This is a genomic window from Streptomyces sp. NPDC059255, from assembly GCF_042752355.1.
GTDB lineage: Bacteria > Actinomycetota > Actinomycetes > Streptomycetales > Streptomycetaceae > Streptomyces.
Window position 1 is genome coordinate 163,549 of the sequence record NZ_JBHYZP010000015.1, and the last position, 21,616, is coordinate 185,164.

19 protein-coding genes, 3 tRNA genes and 1 pseudogene are annotated in these 21,616 nt (G+C 70.0%); 12 read left to right on the forward strand and 11 right to left on the reverse strand.

Annotation, left to right across the window (positions count from 1 at the left end; genetic code table 11):
• Positions 1 to 50 precede the first annotated feature (50 nt).
• From ACFXKG_RS19570 to ACFXKG_RS19585, 4 genes are all read right to left on the reverse strand, one after another.
• Entirely contained in the window at positions 51 to 1,982 is a 1,932-nt protein-coding gene (locus ACFXKG_RS19570) for an ABC transporter ATP-binding protein (RefSeq protein ID WP_384840171.1), read from the reverse strand.
• A complete protein-coding gene (locus tag ACFXKG_RS19575; protein ID WP_384840174.1) occupies positions 1,982 to 3,715 on the reverse strand; it encodes an ABC transporter ATP-binding protein in 1,734 nt (577 codons plus the stop codon). Before ACFXKG_RS19575 ends, ACFXKG_RS19570 begins: the two co-directional genes overlap by 1 nt.
• 222 nt (positions 3,716 to 3,937) lie before the next feature.
• Complete coding sequence (locus ACFXKG_RS19580) at positions 3,938 to 5,407, reverse strand: FGGY family carbohydrate kinase (RefSeq protein ID WP_384840177.1); 1,470 nt, start codon at positions 5,405 to 5,407, stop codon at positions 3,938 to 3,940.
• 49 nt (positions 5,408 to 5,456) lie between these two features.
• Positions 5,457 to 5,768 (reverse strand): YtxH domain-containing protein, encoded by a 312-nt coding sequence (locus tag ACFXKG_RS19585; protein WP_384840180.1) that lies wholly within the window; start codon positions 5,766 to 5,768, stop codon positions 5,457 to 5,459.
• A 217-nt stretch (positions 5,769 to 5,985) separates the two neighbouring features.
• Here ACFXKG_RS19585 and ACFXKG_RS19590 point away from each other — a divergent pair.
• The 8 genes from ACFXKG_RS19590 (at position 5,986) to ACFXKG_RS19625 (ending at position 11,602) form a co-directional block, all read left to right on the forward strand.
• A tRNA-Asn gene (locus ACFXKG_RS19590) sits at positions 5,986 to 6,058 on the forward strand.
• 5 nt (positions 6,059 to 6,063) lie between these two features.
• A tRNA-Asn gene (locus tag ACFXKG_RS19595) sits at positions 6,064 to 6,136 on the forward strand.
• A gap of 270 nt (positions 6,137 to 6,406) precedes the next feature.
• Positions 6,407 to 6,480 (forward strand) — tRNA-Ile (locus ACFXKG_RS19600).
• Between the two features lie 1,066 nt (positions 6,481 to 7,546).
• Entirely contained in the window at positions 7,547 to 9,049 is a 1,503-nt protein-coding gene (locus ACFXKG_RS19605; RefSeq protein ID WP_384840183.1) for a phosphoesterase, read from the forward strand.
• 256 nt (positions 9,050 to 9,305) lie between these two features.
• On the forward strand, positions 9,306 to 9,683 hold the full coding sequence (locus tag ACFXKG_RS19610) for a VOC family protein (RefSeq protein WP_384840249.1): 378 nt from the start codon (positions 9,306 to 9,308) through the stop codon (positions 9,681 to 9,683).
• A gap of 139 nt (positions 9,684 to 9,822) precedes the next feature.
• On the forward strand, positions 9,823 to 10,764 hold the full coding sequence (locus ACFXKG_RS19615; RefSeq protein ID WP_384840186.1) for an NADP-dependent oxidoreductase: 942 nt from the start codon (positions 9,823 to 9,825) through the stop codon (positions 10,762 to 10,764).
• Between the two features lie 62 nt (positions 10,765 to 10,826).
• Positions 10,827 to 11,147 (forward strand): muconolactone Delta-isomerase family protein, encoded by a 321-nt coding sequence (locus ACFXKG_RS19620; RefSeq protein ID WP_384840188.1) that lies wholly within the window; start codon positions 10,827 to 10,829, stop codon positions 11,145 to 11,147.
• Positions 11,144 to 11,602, forward strand: a complete 459-nt coding sequence (locus ACFXKG_RS19625) for a DUF6640 family protein (protein ID WP_384840191.1) — start codon at positions 11,144 to 11,146, stop codon at positions 11,600 to 11,602. Before ACFXKG_RS19620 ends, ACFXKG_RS19625 begins: the two co-directional genes overlap by 4 nt.
• Before the next feature lie 72 nt (positions 11,603 to 11,674).
• On the opposite strand, the gene ACFXKG_RS19630 is transcribed toward ACFXKG_RS19625, so the two are convergent.
• From ACFXKG_RS19630 to ACFXKG_RS19645, 4 genes are all read right to left on the reverse strand, one after another.
• On the reverse strand, positions 11,675 to 12,142 hold the full coding sequence (locus ACFXKG_RS19630) for a MarR family winged helix-turn-helix transcriptional regulator (RefSeq protein ID WP_384840194.1): 468 nt from the start codon (positions 12,140 to 12,142) through the stop codon (positions 11,675 to 11,677).
• Between the two features lie 171 nt (positions 12,143 to 12,313).
• Complete coding sequence (locus ACFXKG_RS19635) at positions 12,314 to 13,192, reverse strand: methyltransferase domain-containing protein (RefSeq protein WP_384840197.1); 879 nt, start codon at positions 13,190 to 13,192, stop codon at positions 12,314 to 12,316.
• Positions 13,193 to 13,319: 127 nt separating this feature from the next.
• Positions 13,320 to 13,913, reverse strand: coding sequence for a helix-turn-helix domain-containing protein (locus tag ACFXKG_RS19640; RefSeq protein ID WP_384840200.1), 594 nt, complete (start codon positions 13,911 to 13,913; stop codon positions 13,320 to 13,322).
• 76 nt (positions 13,914 to 13,989) lie between these two features.
• Positions 13,990 to 16,101, reverse strand: coding sequence for an acyltransferase family protein (locus ACFXKG_RS19645; RefSeq protein ID WP_384840203.1), 2,112 nt, complete (start codon positions 16,099 to 16,101; stop codon positions 13,990 to 13,992).
• Between the two features lie 195 nt (positions 16,102 to 16,296).
• On the opposite strand from ACFXKG_RS19645, the gene ACFXKG_RS19650 reads away from it, so the two are divergent.
• Positions 16,297 to 17,007, forward strand: a complete 711-nt coding sequence (locus tag ACFXKG_RS19650; RefSeq protein WP_384840206.1) for a 2-phosphosulfolactate phosphatase — start codon at positions 16,297 to 16,299, stop codon at positions 17,005 to 17,007.
• A gap of 32 nt (positions 17,008 to 17,039) precedes the next feature.
• On the opposite strand, the gene ACFXKG_RS19655 is transcribed toward ACFXKG_RS19650, so the two are convergent.
• Positions 17,040 to 17,417, reverse strand: coding sequence for a DUF4267 domain-containing protein (locus tag ACFXKG_RS19655; RefSeq protein ID WP_384840208.1), 378 nt, complete (start codon positions 17,415 to 17,417; stop codon positions 17,040 to 17,042).
• 109 nt (positions 17,418 to 17,526) lie between these two features.
• Between ACFXKG_RS19655 and ACFXKG_RS19660 the strand changes: the two genes are divergently transcribed.
• Complete coding sequence (locus tag ACFXKG_RS19660) at positions 17,527 to 18,108, forward strand: TetR/AcrR family transcriptional regulator (RefSeq protein WP_384840211.1); 582 nt, start codon at positions 17,527 to 17,529, stop codon at positions 18,106 to 18,108.
• A gap of 21 nt (positions 18,109 to 18,129) precedes the next feature.
• Here the strand turns inward: ACFXKG_RS19660 and ACFXKG_RS19665 are convergent, their stop codons facing one another.
• Both ACFXKG_RS19665 and ACFXKG_RS19670 read right to left on the reverse strand, forming a co-directional pair.
• Positions 18,130 to 18,294, reverse strand: coding sequence for a hypothetical protein (locus tag ACFXKG_RS19665; RefSeq protein WP_384840214.1), 165 nt, complete (start codon positions 18,292 to 18,294; stop codon positions 18,130 to 18,132).
• A 326-nt stretch (positions 18,295 to 18,620) separates the two neighbouring features.
• Positions 18,621 to 20,327, reverse strand: a complete 1,707-nt coding sequence (locus ACFXKG_RS19670) for a bifunctional metallophosphatase/5'-nucleotidase (protein WP_384840217.1) — start codon at positions 20,325 to 20,327, stop codon at positions 18,621 to 18,623.
• Positions 20,328 to 20,619: 292 nt separating this feature from the next.
• On the opposite strand from ACFXKG_RS19670, the gene ACFXKG_RS19675 reads away from it, so the two are divergent.
• Both ACFXKG_RS19675 and ACFXKG_RS19680 read left to right on the forward strand, forming a co-directional pair.
• The gene (locus ACFXKG_RS19675; protein ID WP_384840220.1) at positions 20,620 to 20,961 is read left to right on the forward strand and encodes an SCO4225 family membrane protein; all 342 of its coding nucleotides are present in this window, start codon (positions 20,620 to 20,622) and stop codon (positions 20,959 to 20,961) included.
• Positions 20,962 to 21,266: 305 nt separating this feature from the next.
• Positions 21,267 to 21,616: pseudogene (locus ACFXKG_RS19680) on the forward strand (1,4-dihydropyridine esterase); the annotation flags it as partial.

Sequence of the window (21,616 nt, forward strand, 5' to 3'; positions counted from 1 at the left end):
ACCGGCAGAGGCCGACCGCGGCCGGCCCCGGCGGTGGTCGGCCCCGGCCCTCAGTCGACCTCGGCGACCGCCTGGGCGAACTGCGCCTGGTAGAGGCGGGCGTAGGCGCCCTCGGCGGCCAGCAGTTCGTCGTGGGTGCCCTGCTCGACGATGCTGCCCTGCTCCATGACGAGGATGACGTCCGCGTCGCGGATGGTGGAGAGGCGGTGCGCGATGACGAAGCTGGTCCTGCCGTGGGCCAGGCGCGCCATGGCCTTCTGGATCAGTACCTCCGTACGCGTGTCGACCGAGCTGGTCGCCTCGTCCAGCACCAGGATCACCGGATCCGACAGGAACGCGCGGGCGATGGTGATGAGCTGCTTCTCGCCCGCGCTGACGCCCGAGCCCTCGTCGTCGATGACCGTGTCGTAGCCGTCAGCCAGGGTCCGTACGAACCGGTCCGCGTGCGCCGCCCGGGCCGCTTCCTCGATCTCCTCCCGGGACACCTCGCGGGCCGCCCCGTACGCGATGTTCTCCGCTATCGTCCCGCCGAACAGCCAGGTGTCCTGCAGCACCATGCCGATCCCGGACCGCAGCTCCTCCCGCGACATCCGCGCCACATCGACGCCGTCGAGGAGGATCCGGCCGCCGGTCACCTCGTAGAACCGCATCAGCAGATTGACCAGGGTCGTCTTGCCCGCGCCCGTCGGTCCCACGATCGCCACCGTCTGGCCCGGCTCCACCGCCAGCGACAGATCCTCGATCAGCGGCTTGTCCTTCTCGTACCGGAACGACACGCCCTCCAGCACCACCTGGCCGCGCACCGCGCGCAGCCGCTCCACGGCGGGCGCGTCCGCCTCCTGCTCCTCCGCGTCGAGCAGCTCGAAGATCCGCTCCGCCGACGCGACCCCGGACTGCACGAGGTTGGCCATCGAGGCGACCTGGGTCAGCGGCATCGAGAACTGCCGGGAGTACTGGATGAACGCCTGGACATCGCCGATCGACAGGGTGCCGGAGGCGACCCGCAGCCCGCCGACCACCGCGACCAGCACATAGTTGAGGTTGGAGATGAAGAGCATCAGCGGCTGCATGATCCCGCTGTTGAACTGCGCCTTGAACCCGGCCTCGTACAACTGGTCGTTCTGCTCGCGGAACGTTTCAGCGGACTCGTCCGCCCGCCCGAAGACCTTCACCAGCGAGTGCCCGGTGTACATCTCCTCGATGTGGGCGTTGAGCGAGCCGGTGACCTTCCACTGCTGGACGAACTGCGGCTGCGACCGCTTGCCGACCTTCGCGGCGACGAACACCGACAGCGGCACCGTCACCAGCGCGACCAGCGCCAGCAGCGGAGAGATCCAGAACATCATCACCAGGACGCCGACGATCGTCAGCAGGGAGTTGACGAGCTGGCCCATCGTCTGCTGCAGCGTCTGCGAGATGTTGTCCACGTCGTTCGTCGCCCGGCTGAGGACCTCGCCGCGCGGCTGCTGGTCGAAGTAGGAGAGCGGCAGCCGCGACAGCTTCGCCTGGATGTCCTCGCGTATCCGGTACACCGTGTTGTTGATGACGCGGATGGAGAGCCGGCTCGACACCAGCATCAGCAGCCCGGCGCCGACGTACACGGCCAGCGCCATCAGCAGTACGGTGCCGACCGCGCCGAAGTCGATGCCCTGCCCGGGGGTGAAGTCCACCCCGGAGAGCAGGTCCGCGAGCCCGTCGTCGCCCTTGGCCCGCAGCCCTTCGATGGTCTGCTCCTTGGTGACACCCCCCGGGGTCTGCCGGCCGATCACCCCCGCGAAGATCAGGTTGGTGGCCTCCCCGAGGATCTTCGGCCCCCACACCGAGAACCCGACGCTGAGCACGCCGGCCCCGACCATCCACCACAGGGTGGTCTTCTCGACCGACAGCCGCCGCAGCAGCCGCTTGCTCGACCCCTTGAAGTCCATGGACCGCTGCGTCGACGCGGCACCGGCCATCATCATGCGTCCGCCAGGACCGCTCATCAGGCCGCCTCCGCCTCGGTCAGCTGGGAGAGCACGATCTCCCGGTATGTCTCGTTGTCCGCCATCAGCTCGTGGTGGCGGCCCTCGCCCACGACCCGCCCCTCGTCCAGGACCACGATCCGGTCGGCGTCCCGGATGGTGGAGACCCGCTGGGCGACTATCAGTACGGTCGCCTCCGCGGTCTCCCGCCCCAGCGCGGCCCGCAGCGCCGCGTCCGTCGCGTAGTCCAGCGCCGAGAAGGAGTCGTCGAAGAGATAGATCTCCGGTCGCCGCACCAGCGTCCGCGCGATCGAGAGCCGCTGCCGCTGCCCACCGGAGACATTGGTGCCGCCCTGCGCGATGGGCGCGTTCAGCCCGCCCTCCAACGAGGCCACGAACTCCCTGGCCTGTGCCACCTCCAGGGCGTGCCACAGCTCCTCGTCGGTCGCGTCCGGGTTGCCGTACCGCAGGTTCGACGCGACCGTCCCGGAGAACAGATACGGCTTCTGCGGCACCAGGCTCACCGTCCGCGCCAGCAGGGCGGGGTCCAGACCGCGTACGTCGGAGCCGTCCACCAGCACCTCCCCGCCGGTCGTGTCGAACAGCCGGGGGACGAGCCCGAGCAGCGTCGACTTCCCGCTGCCCGTCGACCCGATGACCGCGGTCGTCTCGCCGGGCCGCGCGGTCAGCGACACCTCCCGCAGTACGGGCTCCTCGGCGCCCGGGAAGCGGAACTCGGCGTTCCGGATCTCCAGATGGCCATGGCGGCGCAGCTCCCGCACCGGATTCTCCGGCGGCACGACGCTCGACCGGGTGTCCAGCACCTCCTCGATGCGCTCGGCGCACACCTCGGCGCGCGGCACCATCATGAACATGAAGGTGGCCATCATGACGGCCATCACGATCTGCATCAGATAGGCGAGGAACGCGGTGAGCGCCCCGATCTGCATCCCACCGCTCTCGATCCGGTGCGCGCCGAACCAGACGACGGCGATCGACGACAGGTTCACCACCGTCATCACGGTCGGGAACATCAGCGCCATCAGCCGGCCGGTCGACAGCGCCACATCGGTCAGCTCGGTGTTGGCGCCCTTGAAGCGCCCCTTCTCGTAGTCGTCCCGGACGAACGCCCTGATCACCCGGTTGCCGGTGATCTGCTCACGCAGCACCCGGTTGACCGTGTCCAGCCGCGTCTGCATCGTGCGGAACAGCGGCCGCATCCGCCTGACGATCAGGCTGACGGAGATGCCGAGCACCGGCACCACCGCGAGCAGCACCGACGACAGCGGTACGTCCTGGCCGAGCGCCATGACGATGCCGCCCACGCACATGATGGGCGCGGACACCATCAGCGTGAACGACATCAGCACCAGCATCTGTACCTGCTGGACGTCGTTGGTGGTACGGGTGATCAGCGACGGCGCGCCGAAGTGCGCGACCTCACGGGCGGAGAAGCTCTGCACCCGCCCGAAGACGGCGGCCCGCACGTCCCGGCCGAGCGCGGAGGCGGTCTGCGCGCCGTAGTACACGGCGCCGACGTTGCAGATCACCTGGACCATGCTGACGGCGATCATGAGGCCGCCGAAGCGCAGGATGTAACCGGAGTCACCCGTCACCACACCGTTGTCGATGATGTCGGCGTTGAGGGTCGGCAGGTAGAGGGTGGCGATCGTCTGCAGCAGCTGCAGCACCACCAGCAGGGCTATAGGTCTTTTGTACGGGGCGAGATGGGCTCGCAGAAGTCGTAGCAGCACGCGGGGTCTCTCGGGCTCGGCTCGGATTCGGCTGGGCCGAACGGCTCGGGCCGGTCGGCGGAAGATCAGGGGATCCCGACCCTCCATCTTGCGGCACACCACCCGCAGAACCCCAAGGATTTAAGTCCAAGGACGGGTCAAGAACGCCCCGCGCCCCGGCGCCGTACCAGCCAACACTCGGCCCGCAGGCGTCTTCCCACCTCGGCGAATCCGCATCGACGCTCAGACCCCGAGCGGCCCCTGCCCGAGCACCCCGGGCCCGAACGCCCCCGGGTGGACCTGCTCCCGCGTCGCCCGGTACTGCTGCCGTACGGCCGCTCCCACCGCCGTGTCGTCGCCCGGCTCGAAGACCTGAGCGGCCGCGCCCTGCCAGGCCGGCGGGTGCTGCGGAGAGTGCGTCCCCCGCGCGACCCCGAGCGCCCAGGCCGCCTGCCGCGCCGCGCCCAGCGCCGCGTAGTCCGCCGGCTGCGGCACGACGACCTGCGCGCCGAAGACCGACGGCGCCAGGACCTGTACGGCGGGCAGCTCGGCGGCGGCGCCCAGCAGGAACACCCGGCGCACCTCCACCCCGCGCCCGCGCAGCACGTCCATCGCGTCGGCGAGCGAGCAGAGCATCCCCTCGAACGCCGCCCGCGCGAGATGCTCCGGCTTCATCGACTCGCGCCGCAGCCCGGTCAGCGTGCCCGCCGTGTGCGGGAGCTGCGGGGTCCGCTCACCCTCCAGGTACGGCAGGAACACCAGCCCCGAGGAGCCCGGCGTGGACTTCAGCGCCAGCGCGGACAGCTCACTTAGATCCGCCGTCCCCAGCAGCTCCGCCGTACCGCGCAGCGCTCTGACCGCGTTCAGCGTGTGGACCACCGGCAGATGCATGCCCGTGGCGTCCGCGAAGGAGGTGATCAGCCCGGACGGGTCGGCCGCCGCCTCGTGGTGCACGGCCATCACCGAACCCGAGGCGCCCAGCGACACCACCGCGTCCCCGATCCCCACCCCGAGGCCGAAGGCCGCGGCCATCGTCTCCCCGGTGCCCGCGGAGATCAGCAGGCCCTCCGGAGTGGTCCCCGCCGCGTCCGCGGGACCGAGCACCTCCGGCAGCGCCGCCTGGTGCCCGAGCGCCAGCTCCACCAGATCCGGCCGGTAGGCGCCCGTACGGGCCGACCAGTAGCCGGTCCCCGACGCCGCGCCCCGGTCGGTCGTCCGGCGCGCGGGACGCCCCAGCAGCTGCCAGACCAGCCAGTCGTGCGGCTGGAGCACCAGCGCGGTGCGGTGCGCCGCGTCCGGCTCGGTCCGCGCCATCCAGCGCAGCTTCGCCACGAGCCGGCTCGACTGCGGTACGGACCCGACGGCGTCGGCCCACGCCTGCCGCCCGCCCAGCGCGTCGATCAGATCGGCGGCGGCGACCTGCGCGCGCTTGTCGTTCCCGATGAGCGCGGCCCGTACGGGGTTGCCCTGGCGGTCCAGCGCCACCATCCCGTCCTGCTGCGCCGAGACGCCGATGGCCTCCACGCCCTCCAGGAGCCCGCCGGAGGCCGCCTCCCCGAGGGACAGCAGCCACACCTGAGGGTCGACCTCGGTGGCTTTGGGCTCGACCGGATGGTGCGCGTACCCCTGGCGCAGTACGGCACCTGTGTCCGCGTCGCAGACGACGACGCGTGTGAACCCGGACGAACTGTCCAACCCGGCGACTATTCCCATGACACCCGATTCTGCCGCACGCGCGCCATGAACAGCGCGGCCGGGACGATCAGGTATTGCTGGTTCCCCAGTCGTCGAGACCGTTCTGGCTCCGTTCCCGCAGCGAGCGGACGCGCTGGGCGACGGAGTCCGGCAGCTTGTCCCCGAGCCGGTCCCCGACGACGCCGTTCACGGAGTGGTACGCCCGTCCCGCCACCTCACGACCGGTCCGCGCGGCCGACTCGGCGGCGTTGCGCACCGCCGGGTTCTGCGAGACCTGCCGCGCGGATTTCTTGATCTGCTCGTAACGCTCGCGCCCCGCCCTGGTTCCGAGAACGTATCCGCAAGCGAGTCCGGCGATGAACGTGAGGCGGTACCGCATGGCTGCCCAGCCTTCCTTGGTGTCGGCGTCCCGTCCGCCGTGTCGGACCGTCGGTCTGTGCCCTCCGCCTACCCCGTCCCGGGCCGGGATCACCCGAGGTGACCCGGGTCGATACCGATTGGCGGAGCACCCCCCTGCTTGCGCTAATGTATGTGTCGCAGCGAACGCGCGCCGCCCGGGAGGACCCGGGTAGGTACGTTCGGTGCACACGCAGCAATCCCCTGTAGCTCAATTGGCAGAGCAGCCGGCTGTTAACCGGCAGGTTACTGGTTCGAGTCCAGTCGGGGGAGCGCGATCCCCTGTAGCTCAATTGGCAGAGCATTCGGCTGTTAACCGGAGGGTTGCTGGTTCGAGTCCAGCCGGGGGAGCGGGAAAGACGGAAGGGACCCCTCAGGGGTCCTTTTTCGTTGTGCCACCCCGCACCCGCCCGCCCCGCACCCCCATCGCCCGCCCCGCCCAACGGCCTTGGCACGCCGCCTCGGTGTCCCTCGTACGGTTGTACCCGCACGTTCGTGGAACCAGGCGACGCGTGCGGTAGTCCTCATGGTCAAGTGATGCCGACCATCCGGAGCAGGAGATCGTATGAGCGGCTATGCTGCGGCAGAACGGCGCGCACAAATGTGCGCGACGCACCGTTAGGGGCGGTAGCTCAGCCGGTTAGAGCAGCGGACTCATAATCCGTCGGCCGTGGGTTCGAGTCCCACTCGCCCCACCGTAAAAATCGTTCTGACCTGCGAAATCGCCCCTGAAGGGGTGGTTTCGCGCGCGGCGATCGCCTCACCGTGATGAGGCGAGACGGCGTGCCCCTCGTTCGTCTCCCCGCACCCCGACCTCTTGACCTGGGGTTTTAGACGGAGTGGGTTCCGAGGGCCACGATGATGATGCCACGGCGATCCCACGGCTCCTCCGTGTGACACGCCGCACATCCCACCGAAAATCCGAGCTTTTGTCGACGTCCCGCCGGTCCGATGATCGGAGGGCATATCAAGTTCCTCACCGCGGATCTCGGCCGGTACGGCAGGAGCGACAACAGCTGGGTCACCTACCGGCGGGGTCGGCATACCCGCGGGCAGGGCCGGATCGGCGAGACCCGCCCGCATGGCGGAGGAGTTGGGGGAACTGATGCCGGACGGAGAAGAGCGCTGGAACGCGTCCGCCGGAGGAGGCGTACAAGGCGGCTTGGCAGGCTGTGCAGGCCGCGCCTGACAGGGAACGGCGTCGGACCGAGCAGAGGAGACTCGCGGACGTGCTGACGGCCGCGGTCGAGGGCGTCGCCGACTTCGCCCGTCGACAGGGCGTCGAGGTGTGGCTCCACCGCTTCGGCGACTCCGGGTCGCAGTCCCACGGGGCACGGGTCGAGGGATCGCCCCGTGACCGCCGGGCCGGGGATCCTCACCCGGCTCCAGGCCGAGGCCGAGGTGAAGCGTCTACGGCAACGGCAACAGGCCTCCGCCGCCGACACGAGACCGCCCGCACCGGACGCGAGGGGCGGCAGTCGGCTCCAGCCGCCGTCCGGTGTGTCTGATCGTTCCAGGAAACGGCCGAGCTGATGTGGCGCCAGTACTGCTCAAGCTCCCCTGTGGGTACCTGCCGTGGGGAGTGGTACGGATAGCTCCCGGTGTCGTTCGGCGGGGCGGGCCTGGCGGGAGGCGCTCGGCGACGGTTCCGATGAGCCGGAGCGTGTTGTTATCTGCTGTCGTGACCTCTGTTCATGCTGTGTTCGGCTTGTTCTTCCAAAATCGGCGCTCGCCCCCCAAGAGTTCGACGAGAGGCTTACCGTGAAGGACAAGAACAGCGAAGACCCCGAGCGTTCGACCATCTCGCGGCGTCGGCTGGTCAAGTACGCCGGTGTCGGGGCGACGCTGGCAGCCGCGAGCCCGCTGGCGGGCGGCGCTACGGCGTGGGCGCGGGACGAGGGTGACCAGAAGCAGGGCAAGCCCGGTGGCTCCCGGGGCCGGGTGTGGCGTGCCGGTGATCACCATGTGCACTCGGAGTACAGCGGCGAGTTCGACACGAAGACGAACCCGCCGACGTTCCACAAGGGTGCCGACGCCGTCTACCCGATCGTCACCAACGCGATCATGGCCAAGAACTTCGGTCTCACCTGGGTGATGTGCACCGATCACGGTGGGCCGACCCACTCCAAGGTGAACCTTGAGCAGGCGTACCCCGACCTCCTGCGCTCCCGCGTACTGGTGCCCGAGGTGCTCCAGTTCTGGGGGATGGAGTTCGACGCCCCGGCGCTGGACCACCACACCTTGATGATCCCTCACCACAGTGACGAGGCGCAGCAGCTCTTCGAGCTGGAGAGCCGGTTCGCCAAGAACGACGCCTTCCCCGCCGATCGTGGCCGTGACACCGAGGCCAAGATGATCGAGTTCCTGAAGGCCGCGAAGGACATGCGGCGCAAGCCGCTGGTGATCGCCCACCACGCCTCGCGGTCGGCGACCGGTCTCGGTGTCTACGGACAGGACACCCCGCGCGAGTTCCGTAACGGCAACAACGCCGCGCCGGAGATCTACATCGGGTTCGAGGGGGCTCCCGGTCACCAGGCCGGACCCTTGAACGGAGGCGCGCGTGGCGGCTACGGGAGCTACCCGACCCACGGTGGTTTCGACCAGATGACGGCTCGGGTCGGCGGACTCTGGGACTCGCTGCTCGGTGAGGGCCGTCGCTGGTGGATCACCGCGACCTCGGACTCGCACGTGCACTGGACGCGCGGCGGCTCCGACTTCTGGCCGGGCGAGTACAGCAAGACGCATGTCCTGGCGCGGCAGGACTACGCGGACATCATGGACGGGCTCCGCAACGGCCGGGTCTGGGTCGGGACCGGCGATCTGGTCACCAGCCTCGATCTCACGGCGAGCAACAGTGGCAGCGAGGCGGCCATGGGGGAGACGCTCACGGTAAACCGCCGCAACCGCAAGGACGTCGAGATCGAGATCAGGTTCCGTCCGCTGGAGGGCAAGAACGGCAACGGCGACCGTCCGGAGGTCCAGCGAGTGGACCTGATCGTCGGTCAGGTCACCGGACCGAGCGCCAGCCTCGACACCGACACCAATCCGACCACCAAGGTGGTGGCGCGGTTCGGCCCGCGTGACTGGCGCAGGCAGGGCAAGGAGTACGTCATCAAGCACACCCTGCGCGACGTGGAGAGCGACCTCTACGCCCGGGTCCGCGGCACGAGCACCGATGAGGCCGAACCGCTCGCGGACGGTCTGGAGAGCCCGTGGGACGACCTGTGGTTCTACTCGAACCCGGTCTTCGTCGAGGTCCGCTAGCTCCCTGACAGCGCCCTGAGCGCCATGCTCACCACCGGAACCCTCACCACCGGATGTCTCGTCATCTGAGCACGTGAGACCGAGCGGTTCAGCCGGCAGATCCCGTCGGCTGAACCGCTCCTGAGCGAACGGGGTGCCGGCAGGCCACCGATCGTCGCCCCGGAGGTCGTCCTCACCGTATTGAGGTTGAAGCCATGACGTGGATCCGAGCAACATGATCCAACGCTTGAGCTCACCGATCGGCTCCGGAGGTTCCGTGCCCCTGCAGATGAAGTTGGCCGCGATCACACTCGACTGTCCTGATCCGCCGGCTTTGGCCGCGTTCTACCAGCAGGCCACCGGCCTCGAACTCCACCCTGAATCGGACGCCGACTTCGCCGGTCTCAACCGGGCGGACGGACTCTTCCTCGGCTTTCAACGAGTCGACAACTACCGGGCCCCGACCTGGCCCGACCAGACGGTGCCCCAGCAACTCCACATCTGCTTCTCGGTCGAGGACGTCGACCAGGCCGCGGACCTGCTGCTGGAACTGGGCGCGGGCAAGCCGGATCACCAGCCGGACGAGGACAGGTGGCTGGTCCTCACCGATCCGGCCGGGCATCCCTTCTGCCTGGTCAGAGATCGGAAAAGCTGAACGGCCCGCCCTCGGCGCGGTCGGCGGAGAGACCTTCCACTTCGCGGAGCCGGCGCACGCGTTCACTGATGTCACTTGATGACATCGGTCTGGTACGGTGATGTCATCTAATGACATCGGCGGGTAGAGGTGTTCACCCATGACGACGATGAAGTGCATCCAGTACCACCGGTACGGCGGTCCCGAGGTGCTGCGGGTCGAGGATTTCGAGCCGGCGCGGCCCGGCCCCGGTGAGGTTCTGGTGCGGGTGAAGGCGGCGGCCGCGAACCCGATGGACTGGAAGATCCGCAACGGCGAGATGAAGATCATGACCGGCCGGAAGTTCCCGCGTGGCTTGGGGCACGACTTCGCGGGCGTCGTGGCGGCGGTCGGCACCGGCGTCACCCGACTCGGCGTCGGCGACGAAGTGTTCGGCGGGGCAAGCGTAAAGGCGGCCGGAGCGTTCGCCGAGATGGTCGTCGCCGAGGAGAAGGCCGTCGTGACGAAGCCGGCGAATCTCTCCTGGGAGGAGGCCGCCGCGATCCCCGTTGTCGGGCTCACCGCTTTTCAGGCGTTGGTCAGCACCGGCAAGTTGCGCGCCGGGCAGGCCGTCTTCGTTCACGGCTGCCTCGGCGGAGTGGGCCGAGCTGCCGCACAGATCGCCGTGGCGCACGGTGCCACGGTGGGAGGCAGCTGCCGCGTCACCGCCGTGCACGAGGCGCACGATCTCGGTATCGCCCCGATCGTCGAATTCGACTTCGACGCGAGGAAACTCGCAGGGCGATTCGATGTCGTCCTGGACACGGCCGGCACGCTGCCGGTCGAAGCGGCGCGGGCGTTGCTCAAGCCTGGTGGCCGCATCATCGACATCAACCCCACGCCGGCGAAGTTCGTGCGAAGCGCCCTGCCGGGACCGTATCGGGTGCTGATGGGAAAAGCTGTCGTGGAGGACCTCGAAGCGGTCGCACAGGCTGCGGGGAAGGGGATGCTGCGGCTACCGGTTGCCCGCACCGTGCCGCTGGGCAAAGCGATTGCGGCGCTCACGGAGCTCGAACGCGACCGCACCCCCAAGGGCGGCAAGCTCGTCATCACCACCGAGTGACCATCGCGTCGTTCGCATCCCGACAAGTGTGGCTTCACCCAACGCCATCGAAAGGAAGAACCATGTCACCGACCCCGAATCCCGCCGCAGCACAGACGTTCATGGTGTTCGCGACCCTTCGCGACGACACGGACTTCGCGGAATTCGCCGCGCTGAGAGAGGACGAGCAGAAGCGGTTGGAGGTATTGCGCTCGGAGGGGAGGATCGGCGCCCATTACGTTTCCCCCGCCCGGCGGGCAACGTTCATCGAGGTCATCGCCACCGATGAGAAGCATGTCGCGGAGACCCTGGCAACTCTGCCTTTCGCCCGGTTCTTCGATGCCGATGTCTACCCGACCACGCCCCCCGACGCGGCGGAGGCCGCCCACCGGGCGCGCTCGTGAGCCGCGAAGCCGCCTTCTATCTGATGGAGAATCACATGGCGGAGATCGGGCTCAAGAAGTTTCCGTTAGGCAAGGTGCTCATCTCGGTGTCCGCGGTGGGGACCCTGGTCGGCTCGTACGCCGCCGACTGGAACGAGACACATTTCTACAATCCGACGTGGCCGCCCCACGCCAAGTTTCACAACGCCCAAACGATGAGCATGGGCACCGTGCTGTCCCTGGCGACCCTGTACCACTTGTGGAATCCGGGCCGTTCGCGTACGTCACTGGAGAGCGCGGCACTCATCGCAAGCCTGTACGGGCTCACCCAACTCTCGGCCGGACTCTATCCGGGAACAGCCAGCGTCGACCCGCCCCGCGAAGACAACTGGCCGCAGCTCAAGTACACCCTGCCCAGACTCGGGTTGGTCCTGCTCGGCTACGTGACCGAGCGGCACCGCATCACCCGAAAATGACGGCTCCGTGACAACTGAGGTTGCGGAATGCGGCAGAGCACGGCATCAGCACCCGGCTGAAGACCGCCGCCCTCAGCTCGTCGTGTCTTCCGTATCGCTCTCTCCCCGCAGGCCGTAGGCCGCTGGGCACGGTTCCCGCTCGCCGTCGATGCGTGCGATCACTTTGTCCGAGTATCGGTGCAGCGTCTGCAGTTCGTCCGGGGAGAGGGCATCGATGAACAGGTCGAGTACGTGCCCGACATGTCCGGGTGCCGCGTCTTTCAGGTAGGCGAAACCGGCGTCGGTCAGGACCGCGCGCGTGTACCGCCTGTTGGACGGGTCGGGCTCGCGACCGACGAGGCCGCGCTTCTCGAGACGGCTGATCATGTGGGACAGCCGGGACAGTTCCGCGTTGACCAGGACGGCGAGTTCACTCATCCGCATGCGGCCTTCGGGCTGGTCGGACAGGCCTGCCAGAACGTAGTACTCGATGAAGCTGAGCTGCGCGTCGCGCTGAAGCTGCACCTCCAGCGCGTCGGGCAGCCGGTGGATGAGTTTCATGACCCCGCGCCACGCCGCCAGTTGGTCTGCGGTGAGCCAGCGCGGCTCGGCCTCCTCGGGCTCTCTTCGGGGGGACATGGGCACAGAGTACAAGCGCCGTTCCGGCGCGGCTCGAAAGGTGTGCCCATGTCAAGGGGGGCCTTGGCTTGTGGCCCCCTGGTCCGGTGTGGGTCAGGCGCGGCGCGCGGCCCAGACGGTGCGTTCGGTGCGTACGGAAAGGTCGCTGCGGCGCAGGAGGCCGCGCGGGCTGTCGGTGTCGAGGAGTTCGTCGAGCGCGATGAGATCCTCGGGGTCGAGTTCCGCCGCGGCGGCGCCGCCGCGGAAGCGCTGGAGAATGCCGTGGGCGTAGCGGCCGATCGCGTCGTTGCCGTCGCCCTCGATGCGCACGGTGAGGGTGCGCTCGCCTTCGACGGCGAATCCGGCGGTGGTCAGCATCGGGCCCCAGTCGGCTCCGCGGTGGGGCAGGTGTTCCGCGTGGAGCCTGTCGGCCGCGGTGTGGCAGCGTTCTTCGAGGCCGGGCCTGTTCTCGGGGGCGTTCTCGGGCAGGAAGCGGGGAAGGCCCGACAGCTCGACGACGGCGAACAGGCCGCCGGGTGCGAGCAGTTCGTGGATGTTGCGCAGGACCCGGCCGGGGTCGGTCATGTGGTGCATCGAGGCCGAGGCCCACACCAGGTCCGGTGTGCCGAGGTCGGGCCATGCGGCGGCGTCGAGGTCGGCCCGCAGGACGCGCAGGTGTTCCTGCACGCCGCGGGCGCGGGCTTTCTCACGCAGAAGCTGGAGGTGTCCGGCCGAGGTGTCGACGGCGGTGACATGCGCCTCGGGGAAGCGGTCGAGGAGGGCGAAGGTCCCCGCCCCGGTGCCACAGCCCAGGTCCACGATCCGGCGGGGGACGGTCCGCAACGGGAGCCATGCGGTGATGGAGGCTGTGTGCTCGGCCAGGATCTCGGCGTCCAGGTCGAGGATCTCCGCCTGGATGCCGTCGTCGTGCGCGTGCTTGTGGTCGTGCTCGTGTGCGTGGTCGTGGGGAGCGTGCTGATGTGTTGGGGTCATACCGGCACCGTAGGGCGGCCATGCGTGTACGGCACGACATCTTTCCGGTAACGCAAGAAAATGGGCCGATCTGCTGCCTGGCATGCAAGATCACGCGCTGTCCGGCCTCGCCGCGCGAGCCGCGCGGTCAGTCGCTGTCGCTCCCCGCGTCGCGGTCGGGGCCGTCCTTCCGGTGGCCACGGCGGGCGTCGCGGTCGAAGATGCCCAGGATCTCGCACGGGCCGCCTTCGGCGCCGATGGCGTGCGGCATCATCGTGGGGAACTCGGCGGCCTGGTTGGTCTCGACGCGGAAGCGGCGGTGGCCGAGCATGAGGACGGCGGTGCCGGACAGGACGACGAGCCATTCGCGGCCGGGGTGGGCGCGCATGCGGGCGGGGTTGTCCGGGGGCGGCTCGGTCATCCGCTGGCGGACGACGGTCATGCCCGGCTCACCCTTGACGGGCCAGCGCATCCGGCCGCGGGCGCCGTCGATCATCGGGCTGATGACCACGTCGTCGGCGGCCGTCTCGACGAGTTGGTCGAGGGTGGTGTCCAGGGCGCGGGCCAGGATGACGAGCTGGTCCAGGGCGAGGCGGCGCTGGCCGTTCTCGATCCGGCTGAGCGAGGACTGGCTGAGGTTCGCGCGCGTGGCCAGCTCCTCCAGGGACCAGCCCTGCGCCACCCGCAGCGCGCGGATCCGCTTGCGTACGAGGCTGTCCAGCTCTCCATCTTCTTGCTTCATGGGCAAGATGGTATGCCCGGAACGATCGGTGGGGCCTGCTCCAGTTCCGGCCGGTGTGCCCAGGACGCACTCACGATCAGGGCGTACCCACGAGACGGTCCAGCGAGGGCGCCAGGACCGGGGCGAGCGCATCGGCGTACGCCTCCGAGAGGTGGCTGTCGTCGCGGTAGACGGCGGTGTCGGCGACGACCACCGGGCAGATGCCGGTGCGGGGCGCGCAGAGCCAGGGGGTGGGGTCGATGACGGTGGTGGCCGTGGTGGACGCGGCGGCGCGGACGGCGGTACGGCGGGTCGCGTCGGGGGTCGCGTCCGGCACGTGGTTCGCGCAGGCGCGTAGTTGCAGGGAGTTCCTGGCGGCGCAGTCGATCGGGTCGCCCTTGGGCCACGGGGTGTCGAGCAGGGCGGCGACGCGGGCGCCGGAACTACCCAGGTCGCGGAAGGTGTTCGCGAAGCCGGTGGTCCACTGGCGGAGCGGGTCGGCGGCGGGGCGGGCCGGGTCTCCCGCGTCCGAGGAGGAGGCGACGACCAGTTCGGGGCGGAGCGTCTTGATCCTCGCCATGGCGTCGGCGCGCCAGGTGTCGCAGGCGGTGTACGGCGCGTGTCCGCTGACGATGGTCACGTCGGCGACCTTGCAGGAGGCCTTCGTCAGCGAGACCAGCTTCCAGCCCCGTGTGGTCGCGAGCCGTTGCAGGGCCGGGAACCACTGGGCCGCGTGGGAGTCGCCGAAGAGGACGACCGTACGGGAGGACGTCCGGTCGCCGTAGACGCAGGGCCGGGTGGTGGTGGCGGCGTAGTCGGCGTGGCAGCCGTCCCGGTAGACCGCGGAGCGGGCGGACCGTACCTCCGGCAGGGACGGGGCGAGGTTGCTCGGCAGGGCGGTGGGGGACGACGCCAGGAGTTCGGTGAGACGTGCCCGCGGGGCCGGTGCGTCGGAGAGGGTCCGCGCCAGCGCGGGCGCCGGGTCGCCGACCTCGATCGTCGGCGGGACCGCGGTCGCCGTCAGGGACAGCGCCGAGGCACCGGCCGTCAGCGCGGTACCGAGAACCAGGGCGCGGCGAGGGCGCCTGCGGAAGGCCCGGTGGAAGCGGACCGGGTTCTCGACGAGGCGCAGGGTCAGCCACGCCAGGCCCAGCGCCGCCGCGGACAGCCCGAGCGCGAGCGGCACGCCGGCCGTGCCGTCGGCGCGGCCCAGCGCCGCCGGGGCTATGACCAGCAGCGGCCAGTGCCACAGGTACCAGCCGTACGAGAGTCCGCCGAGCCACACCAGCGGTCGCCGCCCCAGCAGCCGTCCCGCGCCGTGCGGGGCGGGCGCGCAGCCGCCGGCCAGGACGAGCGCGGTACCGGCGACCGGCAGGAGGGCGTGGTAGCCGGGGAAGGGCGTCGTGTCGTCGTACCGAAGCGCCGCCAGGGTGACGCAGGCCAGGCCGAGCCAGGTCAGCGGGGCCGCGACGGCGGCGGGCAGCCGTTCCAGCCGCCTGCTGCCCAGCGCCAGGAGCGCGCCGGCGCCCAGCTCCCAGGCCCGGGTGAGGGAGCCGAAGTACGCCCAGGGCGCCGAGGAGTTTGTCACGAGGACGCCCGCCGCGAAGGACCCCAGGCACAGAACCCCGAGCGGCACCGCGACCAGCCGGCGCCGACCGCGGGCGACCCGCCAGGTGAGCAGCAGGACCAGCGGCCACACCAGGTAGAACTGCTCCTCCACGGCGAGCGACCAGAAGTGCTGGAACGGCGACGGAGGGCTGTTCTGGGCGAGATAGTCCGTACCGGCCGCCGCCAGCCGGAAGTTGACCAGGTACAGCGCGCCGGCGAGGGCGTCGCCCGCGTACTCGGCGAGCCGCGCCGTCGACAGGAACAGCCAGGACCCGACCAGCGTGACGGCGATGACCAGGGACGAGACGGGAAGCAGCCGCAGCGCCCGGCGGGCGTAGAAGGAACGCACCGAGATCCGGCCGGTGGTGGCGAGTTCGCGCAGCAGCAGCGACGTGATGAGGAAGCCGGAGATCACGAAGAAGACGTCGACCCCGACGTAACCGCCGCTGACCTGGGACACACCGGCGTGGGAAAGCACCACGAGCCCGACGGCCACGGCCCGCAGCCCCTGGATGTCGAGCCGCGGGGCGTGCCCCTTCGGCGGTGCGGATCCGCCGCTCTCGGGGACGGTAGGCAGAGCGGCGGACGTGATGCTCGACACCGGGCGACTCCTCGGGTGACTGACTGCTTCGGCCAAGGAGATCAGCCCGGCCGCCGCACGCGTTCCGCCGCAGGCGCCCAACTGCGCTTCGGCCACGAAGGTTCAACCGCGCGAAACCATCGGTTCACCCCCATGCGGCCTGGAGCACCGGACTCGCGTGCGGCAGCCTGCCGGGCATGCGCGATCATGACCGGAATGGACCCTCGTTTCGTCGGTATCCCCGACCTGGCCGAAGCCCCGTCCGCCCCGTCCGTCGCGGTCGTGGTCGACGTCATGCGTGCTTTCACCGTGGCGGCCTGGGCCTTCGACCGGGGGGCGGAGAAGATCGTTCTTGCCGGGTCGCTGGACGAAGCCCTGGCGCTCAAGGCTCGCCACCCGGACTGGGTGGCGCTCAAGGACGGTCCGGCCGCGCCCGGGTTCGATGCCGTCAACTCGCCGGGCCTGCTGCGCTCCGTCGACCTCGGTGGCCGGACCGTGGTGCAGAAGACCACGGCGGGGACGGTCGGCGCCCTCGCGGTCAAGGACGCGTCACTGGTGCTGTGTGCCGGCTTCGTGGTGGCGGAGGCAACGGCTCGGCTCCTGCGGACGCGCAGGAGTGACAGCGTCACGTTCGTGGTCACCGGCGACGACGGGCGGGCCGACGAAGATCTGGCGTGTGCCGAGTACATCGCCCGGCGGGTCACCGAGGCCAGGACGGATGCCGGTGGGTTCCTCCGCCGCGCCGCCGGGTCGCGCGCCGCCGCCGAACTGGCGGAGGGGGTGCGCCAAGGGGTCCATCCTGATGACGTCGCGCTCTGTCTTGAGGCCGACCGGTTTCCCTTTGCCATGGTGGCGGCCTTGGAAGGCTCGCTCATGGTCCTGCGTCCCCGCGCGGTGCCCGCGCCGGCCGGCGAGGTCCCGGTCTGATCGCCGGGCTGCCCCGCCGGTGGGACAAGCGGTCACGCGACGAGCAGGAGCACGCTGACGGCCAGCATCACCACGGCGGTGGCCCCGTGGATGCCGTAGGCGGCCGCCTTGGGCCCGTTGCTGCGCAGCACGATCAGCGCGTCGCCGACGGGTATGCCGGTGGCGGCCAGCATGAACCAGCCCAGCAGGTGGGGTGTCGCTCCGGCCAGCAGGATGAAGACGAAGAGGCCCGAGGCTATGTCGCGCACGGCCTTGACGGTCAGCCAGGCCTGGAAGTTCCGGTCCTCCGTCGGCGTGTCGGGGATGCCGAAGCCCACCGCGGCCTGCGGCGTCCAGAAGGCGCGCACGCCGATGAAGATGATGCCCGCGCCGATCAGTCCGGCGAGCACGGTGGCGACGTTGGTGAGCATGGGTTGCTTCCCCTCTCGGTGGCAGCGCCACGATTACTAGCGGCGCTAGCAGTAGTAGCGACGATAGCTCTAGCCTCTGCAGGATGTCTAGCGTTGCTAGAATGTCGCCATGTCCGCCATCAACGAGCGCCGCGAGCGTGACCGCGCCCACCGTCATCAGCTGATCGTCACAGCCGCGCGCGAACTCGCGGAGGCCGAAGGCTGGGAGGCGGTGACGACGCGGCGGCTGGCCGAACGCGTCGAGTACAGCCAGCCGGTGCTGTACAGCCACTTCCACGGCAAGGACGCCATCGTGAGCGCCGTCGCCATGGACGGCTTCGGTGAACTCGCGGCCCACCTGCGCCGCGCGCGGCAGGCCGCCCCCGAGCCGGAGCAGGCTCTGCGCGCCGTCTGCCGTGCCTATCTGGATTTCGCGACCGAGCGGCCCGCCCTGTATCAGGCCATGTTCGTCCTGCCCACCGACCTGAAGTTCGCGAGCGCCGAGACACCGCCGCCGCTACGGGCCGCTTTCGGCGAGTTCGTCGGCTGCTTCCGCCCGGACGACGAGCGCCGCGAACTGTTCGCCGAGGTCACCTGGAGCGCGGTGCACGGCATGGCTGTCCTGTCCGACAGTCGCCGTATCCCCCCGGGCGGCCAGGAGGAACGGCTCGACTTCCTCGTCACTCGGATCGCCGGCACCCCGGCGGGCTGACGCGGCTGCCGTGGGAGGCTGTCAGCGGCCGAGTGCCTTGCTTAGCTGGGCCTTGGTCATGGTCGAGCGGCCCTTGATGTCGCGCCGGCGGGCCTCGCTGTAGAGCTGGTCCCTCGTCGGGCCCTCGGCGCTGTCCTTGATGTGCTCGTACTGCCGTTCACGCTTGGCGTTCGATCCACTGGGCACGGCGCCCACCTCCTGGTGTGTGCGGTGAGGTCTCTGCGTGACGCAGGGCGCCCGAACAGGCCGCCTGTCCGCGCCGGGTCTCGGCGCTCGTCTGCGGAGCGCTCCGGTCCGTCCGGCGTGGTCACGTCTCGATTCTCGTTACGGCACGGGCGCTCACGCTCGCCGGCGCAGGGCCGAACGGCTCAGCGCCGGAAGCGTGAGCGCCCCGTACGCCCGTACGCCCGTAGGCCCGCTACACCTCGGTGACACGAAAGGGCGACGGAGAAGCTCCGCCGCCCTTCAGCCGTACCGGTCGCCGTGCCCGAGTCGCGCCGGGAGAGGCGGCTCTACCGCGTGACGAAGGTGATCCTGCCCGGCGCCGGTACCGGGGCGGGGTTGTCGGCGGAGGTGGTGTCCGTGAGGTAGGAGACGAGCGCGTCGAGGTCGGTGATGTCGCCGCCCTCGCGGGTGGGGATCTCGGCGAAGACGCCGAAGTTGTTCCCGCCGTTGGCGAGGAAGTCGTTGAGCACGACCTTGTACGTGGCCGCGCGGTCCAGGGGCTGTCCGTTCAGCCGGATCGTGTCGGTGAGCACGCGGTCGGCTCCGGTTCTGCTCATGTCGACGGAGTAGCTGAGCTCCTTCGACAGCTGCAGGAAGACCGTCTTGACCTCGTTGCCGCCGCTGAGCTGCTGCCTGAGCGCGGTGACCAACTGCTCCCCGGTGATGGGCAGCACCCACAGGGCATTGGCGAAGGGCTGCACACGGTAGGCGTCGGCGTAGGTGACCGCCCCGCCGGCCTTGTGGATGAGGTCGGCCCGCATGCTGCCCGGGTTGGTCAGCGCGAAGTCGGCGCCGTACCCGCGGGCCGCCGCGACCTGGGCGTCGGTGATGAGGCTGCCGAGCGGGGTCTCGGGAACGGTGGCGCCACGGCCGGGCATGTCTCCGGCGATATGGCCGATGACCCGGTTGGCCTGCTCCTCGGAGCGGCCGCGCCAGGTGTCGACGAGCTTCGCCATCGCCGGCTGCTGGGCGGTGGTGACGGGGACGGGCCGGTGCTGGGCCTTCACCGTACTGCGCAGGATGTCGCCCTGGCCGTTCAGCTCGAAACGCAGGTCGGTGAAGGACCGGCCGAAGGAGTCCGCCTGGGTGACCGACCGGCGCTTGTTCGCCGGGTCGAGGACGACGCACTCGTACGAGTCGTGCGAGTGGCCGCTGATCACCAGATCGACGGCGGTGGGGGCCTTCTGGGAGATCTCCTTGATCCGGCCTTCGAGCCGCGCGCCGGGACCGCCCTCGTCACACTTCGCGCCCGCCACGCCGTTGACGGTCTCACCCTCGTGGATCAGCAGCACCTGCGCCTTGACGCCCCGCTTGGTGAGTTCCTTCGAGTACTTCTCGATGACCGGGAGTTCGTCGTGGAACTCCACGTCGCGGATCATCGACGCGTTGATGACGCTCGGCGCGTTCTTGGTCACCACACCGATGAAACCGATCTTCTGCCCGGTGGGCAGGGTCCTGACCGTATAGGGAGGGAACAGCGGGGTGCTGGCGCCCCGCGCGGTCACATTGCCACCGAGATAGGTGAATCCGGCCCCGGCGTACGGGGCGTCCGGGGCGCACCCGTCCTGCGGATGGCAGCCGCCGTCGATGATGCGCCGCAGCTCCTGCGGGCCCTCGTCGAACTCGTGGTTCCCGACCGAGGAGGCGGTGAGCGTGAGTTCGTCGAGCGCGGCGACCGTCGGCTCGTCGTGGAAGATCGCCGACAGCAGCGGGCTGCCGCCGATCATGTCGCCCGCCGCGACGGTCAGGCTGTTCGTACGGCCCGCGCGGGCCTCGTCCATCAGCGTGGCCATCTGCGCCAGGCCGCCCGCCTGAACGGGCGTGCCCCGGTGGGTGATACGGCCGGCGGCGCCGTCGACGGGTTCGAGATTGCCGTGCAGGTCGTTGAGGGCGAGCAGTTGGACGGGGACGCGGTCGGGGGCGCCCGCGTGGGTGGGGGGTGCCGCCTGGAATCCGAGGAGCGCGGTGGTGGCCGCGAGGGCGGCGAGCGCCACGGCACGATGCGACCGAAGGCGTAGGAAAAGGGGATTTGTCACGTGCGGATCCTAGGGACGCCGCGCACCCCGTACGGGCACGCCGCGCCGCGCCGGGTCGTACGGCACCGGTGCGTGTCAGCCGCCCGATGCCGTGTTCGAGCGGGTGGCCGCGTGGGCGGTGACCGCTGCTCGTGGGCGCGGAGGGACACGTCGGATCGCGCAGGCGAAGGTGAGTAGGAGTACTCAGGTGGCAGCCGCTCCGTACCGCGATTGTTGAAGCCAACACCACTACGGTTTCAAGGAGTTCAAGATGGCCCCCGCGCGGCGTTCCCTCCCCGAGATGTTCCGCCACTACCTGCTGAACCCGGCGGCCCTGGCCTATCTGGCGCTGGTCGGCGCCGTCGGGCTCTGGATCGCCGTGGACACCCTGTTCATCGAGCACGCGGACGCCAGTTTCGCCGGGGTGTGGCTGTTCTTCGTCACGGCTCCGACCTCGCTGCTCTTCACGACGGTCTCCGGCCCGATGGCCTGGTTCGGTGTCGTCTTCGGGGCCGTCGTCCAGGCGGTCGCGCTCGGGGCGCTGTACCGCTGGTTCGCCGGCAGATCGCAGGGTGACGCGGACGCCGGCAGCGTCGGTACGAGTGGCGCCTGACCGAGGTGCGGCGCCCGGTCGTCCGGTTCGCGCCGGGTACGGCGACCGGTTCGCCGCCGGGTACGGCGACCGGTCGTGCCGCGTGCGCCCGACCGGTCCGGAAGTGATGTTCGATCACATGTCTCAGGGGTGGGGAAGAGTTGCGCAGGAACAGCAGACGACGAGCCGGTGCGGCCGTGGTGGCCGCGGTGCTGACGGCAGGGCTCACGTCCGGGGCCGCTTCGGGTACGGCGTCCGCCGTCGGCGCGGGGGAGACGGACACGGTCCAGGGACCGAGAACGCCGCCGGTGCGAGGTGAAAGACCCGTGGTCACCCTCATCACCGGGGACCGGGTGCACGTGGACGCGAAGGGGCGGGTGTCCCGTGTCGAGCCCGCGGAGGGGCGCGAGGGCGTCCGGATATCCGTCCGGCGGGTCGGTGACGCCACGTACGTCATACCGTCCGACGCGGCGAAGCTGGTGGCCGAGGGCAGGCTGGACCGGCGGCTGTTCAATGTGACGGGGCTGATCAGGGACAAGTACGACGACGCGCACCGCTCGACGCTGCCGCTGATCGTCTCTTACGCGACGGACACCGGGGACAGGGCGCGGGCGAAGTCGGCGATCTCGGCCGCGGACGTCTCGGTCCGGCGGAGCCTTCCCGCGGTCAGGGGTGA

What these genes read in the sequence shown, in the direction of transcription:
- ACFXKG_RS19570 (WP_384840171.1), bottom strand. Translation starts at nt 1,982, where the DNA reads ATGAGCGGTCCTGGCGGACGCATGATGATGGCCGGTGCCGCGTCGACG.
- ACFXKG_RS19580 (WP_384840177.1), bottom strand. Translation starts at nt 5,407, where the DNA reads ATGGGAATAGTCGCCGGGTTGGACAGTTCGTCCGGGTTCACACGCGTC.
- ACFXKG_RS19585 (WP_384840180.1), bottom strand. Translation starts at nt 5,768, where the DNA reads ATGCGGTACCGCCTCACGTTCATCGCCGGACTCGCTTGCGGATACGTT.
- ACFXKG_RS19615 (WP_384840186.1), top strand. Translation starts at nt 9,823, where the DNA reads ATGACGACGATGAAGTGCATCCAGTACCACCGGTACGGCGGTCCCGAG.
- ACFXKG_RS19620 (WP_384840188.1), top strand. Translation starts at nt 10,827, where the DNA reads ATGTCACCGACCCCGAATCCCGCCGCAGCACAGACGTTCATGGTGTTC.
- ACFXKG_RS19630 (WP_384840194.1), bottom strand. Translation starts at nt 12,142, where the DNA reads ATGAAACTCATCCACCGGCTGCCCGACGCGCTGGAGGTGCAGCTTCAG.
- ACFXKG_RS19635 (WP_384840197.1), bottom strand. Translation starts at nt 13,192, where the DNA reads ATGACCCCAACACATCAGCACGCTCCCCACGACCACGCACACGAGCAC.
- ACFXKG_RS19640 (WP_384840200.1), bottom strand. Translation starts at nt 13,913, where the DNA reads ATGAAGCAAGAAGATGGAGAGCTGGACAGCCTCGTACGCAAGCGGATC.
- ACFXKG_RS19650 (WP_384840206.1), top strand. Translation starts at nt 16,297, where the DNA reads ATGGACCCTCGTTTCGTCGGTATCCCCGACCTGGCCGAAGCCCCGTCC.
- ACFXKG_RS19655 (WP_384840208.1), bottom strand. Translation starts at nt 17,417, where the DNA reads ATGCTCACCAACGTCGCCACCGTGCTCGCCGGACTGATCGGCGCGGGC.
- ACFXKG_RS19660 (WP_384840211.1), top strand. Translation starts at nt 17,527, where the DNA reads ATGTCCGCCATCAACGAGCGCCGCGAGCGTGACCGCGCCCACCGTCAT.
- ACFXKG_RS19675 (WP_384840220.1), top strand. Translation starts at nt 20,620, where the DNA reads ATGGCCCCCGCGCGGCGTTCCCTCCCCGAGATGTTCCGCCACTACCTG.